13 protein-coding genes are annotated in these 13,534 nt (G+C 71.4%); 11 read left to right on the forward strand and 2 right to left on the reverse strand.

Translation table 11 applies throughout. From position 1 onward, the window contains the following. The 6 genes from infB to CWC38_RS01620 all read left to right on the forward strand — a co-directional run. Positions 1 to 2,106 (forward strand): translation initiation factor IF-2 (gene infB, locus CWC38_RS01595; RefSeq protein WP_121845127.1); only part of this gene is annotated, 2,106 nt, incomplete at its 5' end. A gap of 211 nt (positions 2,107 to 2,317) precedes the next feature. Further along, on the forward strand, positions 2,318 to 2,776 hold the full coding sequence (gene rbfA / locus CWC38_RS01600; protein ID WP_121845092.1) for a 30S ribosome-binding factor RbfA: 459 nt from the start codon (positions 2,318 to 2,320) through the stop codon (positions 2,774 to 2,776). A 5-nt stretch (positions 2,777 to 2,781) separates the two neighbouring features. Beyond that, the gene (gene truB, locus CWC38_RS01605; protein WP_121845093.1) at positions 2,782 to 3,933 is read left to right on the forward strand and encodes a tRNA pseudouridine(55) synthase TruB; all 1,152 of its coding nucleotides are present in this window, start codon (positions 2,782 to 2,784) and stop codon (positions 3,931 to 3,933) included. A gap of 3 nt (positions 3,934 to 3,936) precedes the next feature. Next, entirely contained in the window at positions 3,937 to 4,308 is a 372-nt protein-coding gene (locus CWC38_RS01610) for a hypothetical protein (RefSeq protein ID WP_121845094.1), read from the forward strand. Between the two features lie 43 nt (positions 4,309 to 4,351). Beyond that, positions 4,352 to 4,819, forward strand: a complete 468-nt coding sequence (locus tag CWC38_RS01615; protein WP_121845095.1) for a hypothetical protein — start codon at positions 4,352 to 4,354, stop codon at positions 4,817 to 4,819. Positions 4,820 to 4,864: 45 nt separating this feature from the next. Further along, positions 4,865 to 5,878, forward strand: a complete 1,014-nt coding sequence (locus CWC38_RS01620; RefSeq protein ID WP_121845096.1) for a bifunctional riboflavin kinase/FAD synthetase — start codon at positions 4,865 to 4,867, stop codon at positions 5,876 to 5,878. Between the two features lie 125 nt (positions 5,879 to 6,003). Here the strand turns inward: CWC38_RS01620 and CWC38_RS01625 are convergent, their stop codons facing one another. Together CWC38_RS01625 and mtnN are read right to left on the reverse strand one after the other, a co-directional pair. Next, the gene (locus CWC38_RS01625) at positions 6,004 to 6,876 is read right to left on the reverse strand and encodes an aldo/keto reductase (RefSeq protein WP_121845097.1); all 873 of its coding nucleotides are present in this window, start codon (positions 6,874 to 6,876) and stop codon (positions 6,004 to 6,006) included. A 73-nt stretch (positions 6,877 to 6,949) separates the two neighbouring features. Continuing rightward, a complete protein-coding gene (gene mtnN / locus CWC38_RS01630; RefSeq protein WP_121845098.1) occupies positions 6,950 to 7,714 on the reverse strand; it encodes a 5'-methylthioadenosine/S-adenosylhomocysteine nucleosidase in 765 nt (254 codons plus the stop codon). Between the two features lie 190 nt (positions 7,715 to 7,904). Between mtnN and rpsO the strand changes: the two genes are divergently transcribed. From rpsO to CWC38_RS01655, 5 genes are all read left to right on the forward strand, one after another. Beyond that, positions 7,905 to 8,174, forward strand: a complete 270-nt coding sequence (rpsO, locus tag CWC38_RS01635) for a 30S ribosomal protein S15 (RefSeq protein ID WP_035963435.1) — start codon at positions 7,905 to 7,907, stop codon at positions 8,172 to 8,174. 277 nt (positions 8,175 to 8,451) lie between these two features. Further along, positions 8,452 to 10,701: a polyribonucleotide nucleotidyltransferase gene (locus tag CWC38_RS01640; protein WP_121845099.1), complete on the forward strand. Its 2,250-nt coding sequence runs from the start codon at positions 8,452 to 8,454 to the stop codon at positions 10,699 to 10,701. A 20-nt stretch (positions 10,702 to 10,721) separates the two neighbouring features. Further along, positions 10,722 to 12,125 carry a M16 family metallopeptidase gene (locus tag CWC38_RS01645; protein WP_121845100.1) on the forward strand — a complete coding sequence of 468 codons (1,404 nt, stop codon included), beginning with the start codon at positions 10,722 to 10,724 and terminating at the stop codon, positions 12,123 to 12,125. A gap of 11 nt (positions 12,126 to 12,136) precedes the next feature. Continuing rightward, positions 12,137 to 12,895, forward strand: coding sequence for a 4-hydroxy-tetrahydrodipicolinate reductase (gene dapB / locus CWC38_RS01650; RefSeq protein WP_240624989.1), 759 nt, complete (start codon positions 12,137 to 12,139; stop codon positions 12,893 to 12,895). After that, the gene (locus tag CWC38_RS01655) at positions 12,892 to 13,527 is read left to right on the forward strand and encodes a hypothetical protein (protein WP_121845102.1); all 636 of its coding nucleotides are present in this window, start codon (positions 12,892 to 12,894) and stop codon (positions 13,525 to 13,527) included. Before dapB ends, CWC38_RS01655 begins: the two co-directional genes overlap by 4 nt. Positions 13,528 to 13,534 lie beyond the last annotated feature (7 nt).

Below are 13,534 nucleotides of genomic sequence, written 5' to 3' on the forward strand. Positions count from 1 at the left end.
CCCCGCCCCGGTGGCCCGCGCCCCTCGCCGAACATGATGCCGGGCCACACCACGGGTGTGGCACCCATCGGCAGCCGTCCTGCTCCCGGTTCCGGTCCCCGCCGCGGTGGTGGCGGGCCCGGCGGTGGACCCGGCGGCGGCGGTGGTTTCCGCGGCCGCGGTGGCCGCGGCGGCACCCAGGGCGCGTTCGGTCGCGGCGGAGCCCGCGGCAAGCACCGCAAGTCGAAGCGGGCGAAGCGCCAGGAGCTCGAGCAGATGTCCGCACCCGCCGTGGGCGGCGTGTCGGTCCCGCACGGCGACGGCAGCACCGTGGTGCGCCTGCGCCGCGGCGCGTCCCTCATGGACTTCGCGGAGAAGATCAACGCGAACCCGGCCTCGCTGGTGACCGTGCTCATCCACCTGGGTGAGATGGCCACGCAGACCCAGTCCCTGGACGAGGAGACCTTCCAGCTCCTCGGTGCCGAGCTCGGCTACCAGATCCAGGTGGTGTCCCCGGAGGACGAGGAGCGCGAGCTGCTCGAGTCCTTCGACATCGACCTCGAGGCGGAGCTGGAGGCCGAGGGCGAGGACGTCCTCGCACCGCGCCCGCCGGTCGTCACCGTCATGGGCCACGTGGACCACGGCAAGACGCGTCTGCTGGACGCGATCCGGAACACCAAGGTGATCGAGGGCGAGGCCGGCGGCATCACCCAGCACATCGGTGCGTACCAGATCTCCACCGAGGTGGACGAGCAGGAGCGTCTGATCACGTTCATCGACACCCCGGGCCACGAGGCGTTCACCGCCATGCGTGCCCGTGGTGCCCAGGTCACGGACATCGCCGTGCTGGTGGTCGCCGCGGACGACGGCGTCATGCCGCAGACCGTGGAGGCGCTGAACCACGCGCAGGCCGCGAACGTGCCGATCGTCGTCGCCGTCAACAAGGTGGACAAGCCGGACGCGAACCCCGAGAAGATCCGCGGCCAGCTCACCGAGTACGGCCTGGTGCCCGAGGAGTACGGCGGCGACACGATGTTCGTGGACGTCTCCGCCCGCGAGAACCTGAACATCGACCACCTGCTGGACGCGATCGTCCTGACCGCGGACGGCGCGCTGGAGCTTCAGGCCAACCCGGACAAGAACGCCCGCGGCGTGGCCATCGAGGCGAACCTGGACAAGGGCCGCGGCGCGGTGTGCACCGTGCTGGTCCAGTCCGGAACGCTGAAGGTGGGCGACTCCATCGTGGCCGGTGCGGCGTACGGCCGTGTCCGCGCGATGTTCGACGAGATGGGCCGCACCGTCGAGGCGGCCACGCCGTCCCGCCCGGTGCAGGTGCTGGGTCTGTCCACCGTGCCGCGCGCCGGTGACACCTTCCTGGCCACCCAGGAGGAGCGCACCGCGCGTCAGATCGCGGAGAAGCGGGAGGCCGCGGACCGCAACGCCCAGCTGGCCAAGCGCCGCAAGCGCATCACGCTGGAGTCCTTCGACGAGGCCGTGGCCGAGGGCAAGATCGACACCCTCAACCTCATCATCAAGGGCGACGTGTCCGGTGCCGTGGAGGCGCTCGAGGACTCGCTGCTCAAGATCGACGTGGGCGAGGAGGTCCAGCTGCGCGTGATCCACCGCGGCGTCGGCGCCATCACGCAGAACGACGTGAACCTGGCCACGGTGGACAACGCCGTGATCATCGGCTTCAACGTCCGCCCCGCGGAGCGCGTCACCGAGCTCGCCGAGCGCGAGGGCGTGGAGATGAAGTTCTACTCGGTCATCTACAACGCCATCGACGAGGTCGAGAGCGCCCTGAAGGGCATGCTCAAGCCGGAGTACGAGGAGGTGGAGCTCGGCACCGCCGAGATCCGCGAGGTGTTCCGCTCCTCCAAGTGGGGCAACATCGCCGGTGCCTACATCACCAAGGGCACCGTCCGTCGCAACGGCAAGGCACGCCTGGTGCGCGACGGCAACGTGGTGCAGGACAACCTCACCATCGACTCGCTGCGCCGCTTCAAGGACGACGCCACCGAGGTCCGCGAGGGCTACGAGTGCGGCATCGGGCTCGGGTCCTTCAACGACATCCATGAGGGTGACATCATCGAGACCTGGGAGATGCGCGAGAAGCCGCGCGACTGATCCGGTCTCCCCGCCCGTCCCGCGCCCCGTGGCCGGGGCGGGTGGAGTGAACCACAGCGTGACCGGGTGCCCGGGATCCCAGTGAGGGGTCCCGGGCACCCTGCCCCGCACCGGGCCGCCACGCTTGCGGCCCATCCAGGGCGGGTGCCCGAGGCACCCGCCCGAGGACTTCGCAGCGCGCACGCGCTGCCACGACACGAGGAGCTCCACCATGGCCGACGCCGCACGCGCCGCCCGCCTGGCCGATCGCATCAAGGTGATCGTGGCCCAGGCACTCGAACGCAGGATCAAGGACCCCCGGCTCGGGTTCGTCACGGTCACCGACGCCCGCGTGACGAACGACCTCCAGCACGCCACGCTCTACTACACGGTCTACGGGGACGAGACCCAGCGCGAGGACACCGCGCGCGCCCTGGAGTCCGCCAAGGGCATCCTGCGCGCCGAGGTGGGCAAGAACATCACGGCCCGTCTGACCCCCACGCTCACGTTCGTGGCGGACGAGATCCCCGCGGACGCCGCGCGTCTCGAGTCCCTGCTGCGCACGGCCCGGGAGAAGGACGCGCAGGTGGCCGAACAGGCCCAGGGTGCCCAGTACGCCGCGGGGGAGGACGTCTACCGCACGTCCGAGGACGACGACGCGGCCGGCACCGAGAACACCAGCCAGGCCTGAGCCCGGTGGCGCAGCGACAGGACGTCCCGAGCCCGGACCCCTCCCTCCCGAGGGTGGCCGGGCTCGTGGTCGTGGACAAGCCGCTGGGCTGGACCTCGCACGACGTCGTCTCCCGCATGCGTCGGCTCGCCGGGACCCGGAAGGTGGGTCACGCAGGCACACTGGACCCCGCGGCGTCGGGTGTGCTGGTGATCGGGGTGGAGAAGGCCACCAAGCTGCTCACCTACGTGACCGGCACGGACAAGACGTACCGGGCGAGCATCCGCCTGGGTGCGGCCACCGTGACCGACGACGCCGAGGGCGAGGTCACGCGGACAGCATCACCCGAGCGGCTGGCCGGGATCACCGACCAGCAGGTCATGACCGCGGTGGGGGAGCTCACCGGCGAGATCCAGCAGGTGCCCTCCGCCGTGAGCGCCATCAAGGTGGACGGCAAGCGCTCCTACGCGCGCGTGCGCAGCGGGGAGGACGTGCGGCTCGCCGCCCGGCCCGTGACGGTCTCGGCGTTCGACGTGCACGAGATCCGGCGGGTCTGCGGTGAACCGGCGTTCGTCGACGTCGAGGCAACCGTGACGTGCTCCTCCGGCACGTACATCCGGGCGCTGGCCCGGGATCTCGGGGCCGCCCTGGGGGTGGGGGGCCACCTCACCGCGCTGCGGCGCACCCGTGTGGGGTCGTTCACCCTCGAGCACGCGCACACCCTGGACGAGCTCGCGGAGCAGGTGGCGTCCGGGGGCACCGTCGAGACCCTGGAGATCGCACGGGCCGCCCGGCTGCTCTTCCCGGTCCGTGAGCTGGGTGCCGAGGAGGCCACCGACCTCTCGCACGGGCGACGGATCTCCGCCTCCCCGGCGGCGGCACCCACCGGGGGCCGTGCGGAGTCCGGGGACGGCCCGGTGGTGGCGTGCTTCGCCCCGGACGGGACACTCGTTGCGCTTGCGCAGGACCGCGGCGCGGCGGGCCGTCGCTACGCCACGTCAGTGCTGGGCATCACGGTGGGCACGAGGTTCACCCCGGGTCCGGGGGAGACCCCCGGTGCAGGAGCGTCGGACGGTGCCGGAGCGGCAGACGGCCCGGACGTGGCAGCGGGCGACGACGCCCACGGCTCGCCGCAGCGCCAGGGCGACAACGACATCGACACGGGAACGGACGCGTAGGCCATGGTGTGGGGATATGACGGCTGGTTCTGGGCGGCAGTGGTCCTGGGGGTGATCTCGTTCGCCGTCTGCCTGGTGCAGGCGCTGCGCGGACGCGCCCCGGACGACTGGTCCCAGGGCTCCGTGCTGGTGCTGGAGGCGTTCCTGCTCGTGTACTGCGTGGGCTCGGTGCTGCTGCCCGTCCTGGGACCCTCTCCGTCCGGGAGCCTGCTGGAGTACTGGGGCTACCTGCTCACCGCGCTGCTCATCCCGGCCGGAACGTTCGTGTGGTCCCTCGTGGAGCGCTCCCGCTGGTCCACGCTGATCCTCGCGGCCGCCGGGCCCGTGGTGATCGTGATGGTCTACCGCATGAACTTCATCTACTACTACCAGTGAGCCGCGCCGCAGCGCCCGGCTCCGCGCACCCGAAAGGACGACGATGGACCGCGACTCCTCCCACAGCACCCTCCAGCAGCGCTTCGGCCGCCCGGGTGGTCCCCGGCGCACCGACCGCAAGAGCACGGGGTTCGGTCGGCTGCTGATCGTCGTGTACTGGGTCTTCTCCCTCTCCGCGGGGGTCCGCTCGCTCTACCAGCTGGCCACGGAGTTCTCCGCGGCGCCCCTGGCCATCCTGCTCTCCACCCTCTCGGCGGCCATCTACGTGCTGGCCACCGTGGCGCTGTCCAAGACCGGACCGCGGTGGCACCGGGTGGCCACGCTCGCCGTGGGCGCGGAGCTCGTGGGCGTGCTCGGGGTGGGCCTGCTGAGCGTGCTCCGTCCCGATCTCTTCCCCAAGGCCAGCGTGTGGTCGGAGTTCGGCGCGGGCTACGGCTACATCCCGCTGGTGCTGCCCGTGGTGGGCCTCGTGTGGCTGTGGCTGACGCGGCCCTCCCACGCCGGGCGGTAGGCTCTACACGATGCGCCACACACCCATGACACCTCGAGGAGCACTGTGATTCGCTGGAGAAGCCTGGACGAGGTCACCCCGGGATTCGGTCCCTCCGTGGTGAGCATCGGCAACTTCGACGGTGTCCACCGCGGCCACCAGGAGGTCTTCACGCGGCTGCTGGACACCGCCCGGGAGCGTCACGCGCAGTCCGTGGTGGTCACGTTCGACCCCCACCCCGCCCTGGTGCACCGCCCCGAGTACCATCCCGGGCTCATCATGGGTCTCGAGGACAAGCTCGACGCGCTCGAGGAGACCGGCGTGGACGCTGCGCTCGTGCTGCCCTACAGCCTCGAGTTCTCCGAGCTGACTCCCGAGGAGTTCCTGGTGGACTACCTCGTCCGCCCGCTGCGCGCGGTCTCGCTCGTCCTCGGCTCGGACGTGCGGCTGGGCCGCAACAACTCCGGTGACCTCGCCGCCATCACGGAACTGGGCCACGAGTACGGCTTCGACGTCGTCGTGGTCGAGGACGTGCCCGGCACCCCCGCCTCGGACGATGACGCCCCGTCCGGTTCCGCAGCCCGCCGTGAGGAACGGCGCTGCTCCTCCACGTGGGTGCGCTCGTGCCTCGAGGCCGGGGACATCGAGGGGGCCGCGCAGCTGCTGGGACGTCCCCACCGGATGCGCGGCGAGGTGGTGCACGGCGCCGCCCGTGGCCGGCAGCTCGGTTTCCCCACCGCCAACCTGGCCCCGGAGGCCACGGGGTTCATCCCCGCGGACGGCGTCTACGCCGGGTGGCTCGTGGACCAGGACGGCACGCGGTGGCCCACGGCCATCTCGGTGGGCTCCAACCCCACGTTCGACGGCGTCACCCGCCAGGTCGAGGCGCACGTGATCGACCGCCCGGACGAGGCGGTGGAGGACTTCGACCTCTACGACCAGACCGTGGTGGTGGAGTTCGTGGAACGGCTGCGGGGCATGGTGGCCTACCGCGGCATCGACGCGCTCGTGGCGCAGATGAAGGACGATGTGAACCGCACCCGGGACATCCTGCGCGCCCACTCCCGCGCGGCGGACTGAGCACCGACCGCAGCCTTTTCCACCGCCCGACTCGCGCGGGTGCCGGGCTGGGCGGGTGGGCCGGGGAGCGGCAGAGCCGTGCCGGGCTCCGACCGCGGAACGCCGTGCCCCGCGGTCGGCCCGTGTCACATCTCCTCGTGCGCCGCCGGATCGAACCCCGAGCCGCTGATGCCGGTGTGCATCATGCGCAGGCGCTCCATCTGCTCGTCCGTGAGATCCCACTCGAAGACGTCGATGTTCTCCGCCATCCGCTCGGGGTTGGAGGACTTGGGGATGGGCACGATTCCCGACTGCACGTGCCAGCGCAGCACCACCTGGGCGGGCGTGCGTCCCTGCCGCCGGCCGATCTCCGCGAGCCAGTCACTCTGCAGCAGGTCCGTCTTGCGCCCCAGCGGGGACCAGGCCTGCGTGAGGATCCGGTGCTCCTGGTGGAAAGCGCGCAGGGCCTCCTGCTGGTACTGGGGGTGCAGCTCCACCTGGTTCACCACGGGCATCTCGCCGGTCTCCGCCTCGAGACGCAGCAGGTGCTCGGGCAGGAAGTTGGAGACGCCCACCGAGCGGATGAGTCCCTCGTCCCGGGCCTCGAGCATGGCCTGCCACGTCTGGACGTACTGGTCCACGCCCGGATTGGGCCAGTGGATCAGGTAGAGATCCAGGTAGTCGGTGCCGAGCCGCCGCAGTGAGCCCTCCAAGGAACGGCGCACCGACTCGCGGCCGTGGTCCCGCCCCGGGATCTTGGACGTCAGGAAGATGTCGTCCCGGGAAATGCCGCTGTGGCGGATTCCCCGGCCCACACCGCGCTCGTTGCCGTAGTTCACCGCCGTGTCGAGGAGCCGGTAGCCCCGCCACAGGGCCTCGGGCAGCAGCGCCTCGGCCTCGGCGTCGTCCATGGGGTAGGTGCCGAACCCGAGCTGCGGGATCTTGTGCCCGTCCCGCAGCACGTGGTGGGCCACGTCCGGGACGGCGTCCTGGAGGGCCTTGTTCTTGTGGTCGCTCATGGGTTCCTCGTTCTCCTCGACGTGCGGGCGGGGTGCTGTTGCTTCCGGGGACAGTATCCCCGGTGGGGGCGGGTCAGCCCTGGTGTGCGGGCGCGGGCAGAGTGCTGAGCAGCTCGACCACGGCATCCGCGCTGAGGCGCGCCACGAGGTCCAGCTCCAGGTGGAACTGCTGGTCCGCGGCCGGTCCGCACAGGTCCGAGATGCTGCGCACCGCCAGGAACTTTCTCCCGTGGGCCTGGCACACCTGCGCCAGGGCGGTGCTCTCCATGTCCGTGCTCAGCGCCTCGGGGAACGTGCCGCGCGCCCCGCCCACGTTCTCGGCGGTCACGAAGGAGCCCCCTGAGAGCATGGTGCCGCGCCACACGGTTCCGTTCCCGCCGGCCACGAGCCGGCTTGCCGCCGTCACGAGGTCGGCAGAGGCCGGATAGGCCTCGGGCATCCCGGGCACCTGGCCGGGTGCGTAGCCGAAGGCGGTGGCGTCCGCGTCCGCGTACCGGAACTCCGTGCCGACCACGAGGTCCCCCACGTTCACGTCCGCGCGCAGACCACCGCAGGACCCCGCGGAGACGACGACGCCCGGCTCGAACCGCTCGACGGCCGCCGTGAGCGCCGAGGCCGCGTTGACCAGGCCGATGCCCGTGCGCACGAGCAGCACGGCTCGCCCCGCGAGCTCCAGGGCGTGGAACGAGGCGTTGCCCACGAGCTGCGGGTGCTCGCAGCGGCGCGAGGCGAGCTGCAGGAACGGCTCGGCCTCCTCGGGCATGGCGACCACCACGGCGGGTGCGCCCACGCAGGCGGCGAACAGGGCTGCGTCGTCGGTCGTGTCGGTGCTGTGCATGGGCCCATTGTCTCAGCAGGGGCGGACACGCATAACCGGGAGCGGCCGTGCGGTGCCCGGTGGCCGCATCGGTTAGGATGGTCAACGGTCTGACTGCGGTCCGTGGCGGTCGGGCCCCGGGGCACGCCCCGGACCCCGGGCGGGAATCTCACGCACCGGGCGGTCACGGTACTAACTCGAGGAGTTACCCATGGCACTGGATGCCACGATCAAGAACCAGATCATCACCGAGTACGCGACGCACGAGGGCGACACCGGTTCGCCCGAGGTGCAGATCGCCGTTCTGTCCCGTCGGATCTCCGACCTGACCGAGCACCTGAAGATGCACAAGCACGACCACCACACCCGTCGCGGCCTCATGGCCCTGGTGGGTCGCCGTCGTCGCATGCTTGACTACCTGCGTCGCACTGACATCGCCCGCTACCGTGCGCTCATCGAGCGCCTCGGCCTGCGCAAGTGATGTGAGTCCCGGCGATTCCCCGCGCTCCGCACCGGAGGGCGGGGAATCTCCACACCCGGCGCTGCTCGTGACGAGCACCGTCCGGGCCCGCACCACGCGGGCCGCCCGCGGGCAGATCCCCGCGGCACCACGTACCAGGAACCACAGCAGCTGTGCAGCCGCGCCGCATGTCGCGGTCCTCGACAGTGGCCTCCGCAACGCGAGAGCGGTGCGAGGGCTTCGATCGAAGACCGGTGTGTTGCGCGGGCTGCGCACCACGAAGAAACGGAGGTGACCCGTGGAGGGTCCCGAGATCCAGAGTGCAGAAGCCGTCATCGACAACGGCTCCTACGGAAAGCGCGTCGTGCGCTTCGAAACCGGGCGTCTTGCCCGACAGGCCGCAGGTGCGGCCATGGTGTACATCGACGAGGAGACCTCGATGCTCTCGGCCACGGCCGTGGGCAAGCACCCCCGCGAGGGCTTCGACTTCTTCCCCCTCACGGTGGACGTGGAGGAGCGCATGTACGCCGCGGGCCGCATCCCCGGCTCGTTCTTCCGCCGCGAGGGCCGCCCGTCCACGGACGCGATCCTCACGTGCCGTCTGATCGACCGCCCCCTGCGCCCCGCGTTCGGCAAGGGTCTGCGCAACGAGGTGCAGGTGGTCGTCACCGTCATGTCCATCGCGCCGGACGAGATCTACAACACCGTGGCCATCAACGCCGCGTCCATGTCCACCACCCTGTCCGGGCTGCCCTTCCAGGGCCCCGTGGGCGGCGTGCGCATGGCGCTCATGGCCGAGGAGAACGGCGGCCACCAGTGGATCGCGTTCCCCAAGCACTCCCAGCTCGAGAACGCCGTGTTCGACATGGCCGTGGCCGGCCGCGTGGTGACCACCAAGGACGGCGGCCAGGACGTCGCCATCATGATGGTCGAGGCCGAGGCCACCGACAACGCGTGGGAGCTCATCAAGGGCCAGGGTGCCGTCGCCCCGTCCGAGGAGCTCGTGGCCGAGGGCCTCGAGGCCTCCAAGCCCTTCATCAAGGCCCTGTGCGACGCCCAGGCGGACCTCGCGGCCCGCAACGCGAAGCCCGAGCTCGACCTGCCCCGCTTCGGCGGCTTCGGCGACGACGCCGCGGCGGCCGTCCAGGAGTTCGCGGGCGAGCGCATGGCCCAGGTCTACTCGATCGCCGGCAAGCAGGAGCGCGAGGCCGCCACGGACGAGCTGCACCGGGCCACGCTGGCCGAGCTCACGGGTGAGGGCAAGCCCTTCGAGGGCCGCGCGGACGAGGTCAACGGCGCCTACCAGGCCCTGACCAAGCAGACCGTGCGCCAGCGCATCCTCAAGGACAAGGTGCGCATCGACGGCCGCGGGCTCACGGACATCCGCCAGCTCAGCGCCGAGGTGGACGTGCTCCCGCGCGTGCACGGCTCCGCCCTGTTCGAGCGCGGCGAGACCCAGATCATGGGCGTCACCACGCTGAACATGCTCAAGCTGGAGCAGCAGATCGACTCGCTGTCCCCGGTGAAGAACAAGCGCTACATCCACCACTACAACTTCCCGCCGTACTCCACGGGCGAGACCGGCCGCGTGGGCTCGCCCAAGCGCCGCGAGATCGGCCACGGCGCGCTCGCCGAGCGTGCGATCACCCCCGTGCTGCCCACGCGCGAGGAGTTCCCCTACGCGATCCGCCAGGTCTCCGAGGCGCTGGGCTCCAACGGCTCCACCTCCATGGGCTCGGTGTGCGCGTCCACCCTGTCGCTGTACAACGCCGGCGTGCCCCTGCGCGCGCCGGTCGCGGGCATCGCCATGGGCCTGGTCTCGGACACCGTGGACGGCGAGGTCCAGTACGCGGCCCTGACCGACATCCTCGGTGCGGAGGACGCCCTGGGCGACATGGACTTCAAGGTCGCCGGCACCTCGGAGTTCGTGACCGCCATCCAGCTGGACACCAAGCTGGACGGCATCCCGGCGTCCGTGCTGGCCTCGGCGCTGACCCAGGCCCGTGAGGCCCGCCTCTACATCCTGGACGTGCTGACGTCGGCGATCGACGCCCCGGACGAGATGAGCGAGTTCGCCCCGCGCGTGATCTCCGTGAACGTCCCCGTCTCCAAGATCGGCGAGGTCATCGGCCCCAAGGGCAAGATGATCAACCAGATCCAGGAGGACACCGGCACGGACATCTCCATCGAGGACGACGGCACCGTGTACATCGGCGCCACCGACGGCCCCTCCGCCGAGGCCGCGCGGTCCGCGATCAACGCGATCGCCAACCCGCAGGTCCCCGAGGTCGGGGAGCGCTACCTGGGCACCGTGGTCAAGACCACCACGTTCGGGGCGTTCATCTCGCTGACCCCGGGCAAGGACGGTCTGCTGCACATCTCCGAGATGCGCAAGCTCAACGACGACAAGCGCGTCAACGAGGTGGACGACGTCCTCTCCGTGGGCCAGAAGGTCCAGGTGGAGATCACCAAGGTGGACGACCGCGGCAAGCTCTCGCTCGCGCCGGTGGCGGCCGGGTCGGACGCCGCGTCCGACGACCAGAACTGAGCAGAGGTCTTCGCTACTCGATGACGGCTGTCGACCTTCCCCTGAGGGCGGGCGATCCCGCGGAGCACGGCTCCGGCGCGGACGCCCGCCTTCGGGCGTATCCGGACCAGGGACCACGCGGGGGCTTCACCCACGTGGTCCACGACGACGCAGACGGTGCCGTGGTCATGCGCACCGTGCTGCCGTGCGGCACGCGCGTGCTCACCGAGAAGATGCCCGGGCAGCGCTCCGCGTCCGTGGGCTTCTGGGTGAGCCTGGGCTCCCGCGACGAGGCGCCGGGCATGCTCGGCTCCACACACTTCCTGGAGCACCTGCTCTTCAAGGGAACCGCCCGACGCAGCGCGCTGGAGATCGCCGAGGCGTTCGACCGTGTGGGAGGGGAGTCCAACGCGTTCACCTCGCACGAGCACACCTGCTACCACGCACGGGTGCTCTCCGAGGCGCTTCCCATGGCGGTGGACGTGCTCGCGGACATGTTCACCGGGGCTGTCCTGGACCCCCGCGAGTTCGACCGGGAACGCGGTGTGATCCTCGAGGAGATCGCCATGGACCGGGACGACCCCACGGACTTCGCGTTCGAGCAGTTCACGGCCCAGGTGTTCCACGGCTCGGCCCTGGCACGTCCCATCGCGGGCACGCCCGAGGAGATCCGCAGCGTGGCGCGGGACGCCGTGTGGGAGCACTACCGCGCGGCCTACCGCCCCGAGAACCTCGTGGTCACGGCCGCGGGCGGCCTGGAGCACGAGGCCGTGGTGGAGATGGTCCGCGAGTCGCTCGCGCGCGCGGGCTGGGACCCGGACGCGGCCGGTGCCGTGGGCACCCGCCGTGCCACCACGCCCGCGCCGCTGAGCCCGCTCACCGGCACACGGTCTTTCGACCGGCCCGTGGAGCAGGCCAACGTGGTGCTCGGCGGCCCCGGTCTGCAGTCCGGGGACGACCGTCGGTTCGCCATGACGGTGCTCAACGCGGCACTCGGTGGCGGCATGTCCTCCCGGCTGTTCCACACGATCAGGGAGCAGAAGGGCTTGGCGTACTCCACCTTCTCGTTCTCCGGCTCGTACTCGGACGCGGGGTTCTTCGGCATGTACGCCGGGTGCACGCCGGGGCGCGTGGACCAGGTGAGCGAGCTGATGCGGGCGGAGCTGGACCGGTTGGCCCAGGACGGCATGGACTGTGCGGAACTCGCGAAGGTCGAGGGGCAGCTGAGCGGGGCCACGGTGCTCGCGCTCGAGGACACGGGCTCGCGCATGTCGCGGCTCGGCTCCGCGGAGCTGAAGACCGGCACCTTCGTGGACGTGGACGAGTCCCTGCGCAGGATCCGGGCGGTCACGTCCGGGGACGTTCAGGAGCTGGCGGCCCGGCTCTCGGCGGACGCCACCGTCCGCACCGTCGTGGGGCCGCAGGCCGCGGACGAGCAGGAATGAGGCAGGAGAGCATGGAGCAGCGGATCAGGGTGGCCGTCCTCGGGCGGAACGGACGCATGGGCTCGGAAGCGGTGCGCGCGGTCTCGGACGCCCCGGACATGGATCTCGTGGCGGCACTGGGACGCACGGACGACCTCTCGGAGCTCGTGCGCGCGGGCGCCCAGGTGGTCGTGGACCTCACGGTCCCGGACGCCACCCGGGAGAACGTGCGCTTCGCCGTCTCCCACGGCATGCACGCCGTGGTGGGCACCACGGGCTGGGACGACGCCGCCCTGGCGGAGCTCACGGCCCAGCTGGCGGAATCTCCCGGCACCGGCGTGCTGGTGGCCCCGAACTTCGCGGTGGGCGCCGTGCTCGCCATGAAGTTCTCGGAGCTGGCCGCGGCGTTCTTCGACTCCGTGGAGATCGTGGAGCTGCACCACCCCCGCAAGCTCGACGCGCCGTCGGGCACTGCCGCCCGGACCGCCGAGCTGGTGGCGGCCGCCCGCGAGGCGGCGGGGGTGGCGCCCTCGCCGGACGCCACGGAGTCCGATCCCCGGGGTGCGCGCGGCGCGGACGTGTCCGGTGTGCACGTCCACTCGGTGCGGCTGCAGGGCCTCGTGGCGCACCAGGAGACCCTGCTGGGCAACGCGGGGGAGCAGCTGAGCCTGCGCCACGACTCGTTCGACCGCGTGTCGTTCATGACGGGCGTGCTGCTCGGCGTGCGCTCCGTGGCCGAGCACCCCGGACTCACCCACGGTCTGGACGGCTACATGGACCTCGGCCTGTGACCGCGGGACAAGGACGTGGCGGTCTGCGGTGGTGGGCCACCGCGGCGATCGTGCTGCTCGTGCTCACCGTGCTCCTGCTGCCCCTCTCGGTGGGCTCCACGACGTGGATTGTCGCGGTCCTGGTCTTCGCCGGGGTGTTCACGGTGCTGGAGGTGGGCTCCGCAGGTCGCGCGCTCGCGGCGCTGATGATCGCCCTGCTCACGCTGTACCTGGGGCTCTCGCTCCAGCGTGCCGTGCTGCTGCTGGAAACGCCCGGGTGGATCCCCAGGGTGCTCGGTGTGGCCATGCTCGTGATCCCCGCCGTGGGCGCGTGGGCCATGGTGCGGGAGATCGTCTTCGGCGCCCGCACCCAGCAGCTGGGCAGGGAGCTGGCCGCGAACGGCGAGCTCCCCGCGGACGACCTGCCGCGGACCCCGGCCGGGCGGTACGTGCGCTCGGCCGCGGACGAGCGGTTCGACGTCGTGCGCCGTGAGGTGGAGGCAGCCCCGGAGCAGTGGGGCGGCTGGTACCGGCTGAGCCTCGCCTACTCGGCCAGCGGGGACGGTCGGCGGGCCCGCGCCGCCATGCGCACGGCGATCGCCCTGCACCGCAGCGGCAGCCCCGAGACCGTGCTCGCCGGGTCCGGACGGTAGCCTGTGG

The sequence above is a fragment of the Kocuria tytonicola genome, from assembly GCF_003687455.1.
GTDB lineage: Bacteria > Actinomycetota > Actinomycetes > Actinomycetales > Micrococcaceae > Kocuria > Kocuria tytonicola.

Bases quoted from the DNA above. Each gene is read 5' to 3' on its own strand.
- CWC38_RS01610 (WP_121845094.1), top strand. From the start codon at position 3,937: ATGGTGTGGGGATATGACGGCTGGTTCTGGGCGGCAGTGGTCCTGGGG.
- dapB (WP_240624989.1), top strand. From the start codon at position 12,137: ATGGAGCAGCGGATCAGGGTGGCCGTCCTCGGGCGGAACGGACGCATG.
- CWC38_RS01615 (WP_121845095.1), top strand. From the start codon at position 4,352: ATGGACCGCGACTCCTCCCACAGCACCCTCCAGCAGCGCTTCGGCCGC.
- rpsO (WP_035963435.1), top strand. From the start codon at position 7,905: ATGGCACTGGATGCCACGATCAAGAACCAGATCATCACCGAGTACGCG.
- rbfA (WP_121845092.1), top strand. From the start codon at position 2,318: ATGGCCGACGCCGCACGCGCCGCCCGCCTGGCCGATCGCATCAAGGTG.
- CWC38_RS01645 (WP_121845100.1), top strand. From the start codon at position 10,722: ATGACGGCTGTCGACCTTCCCCTGAGGGCGGGCGATCCCGCGGAGCAC.
- mtnN (WP_121845098.1), bottom strand. From the start codon at position 7,714: ATGCACAGCACCGACACGACCGACGACGCAGCCCTGTTCGCCGCCTGC.
- CWC38_RS01625 (WP_121845097.1), bottom strand. From the start codon at position 6,876: ATGAGCGACCACAAGAACAAGGCCCTCCAGGACGCCGTCCCGGACGTG.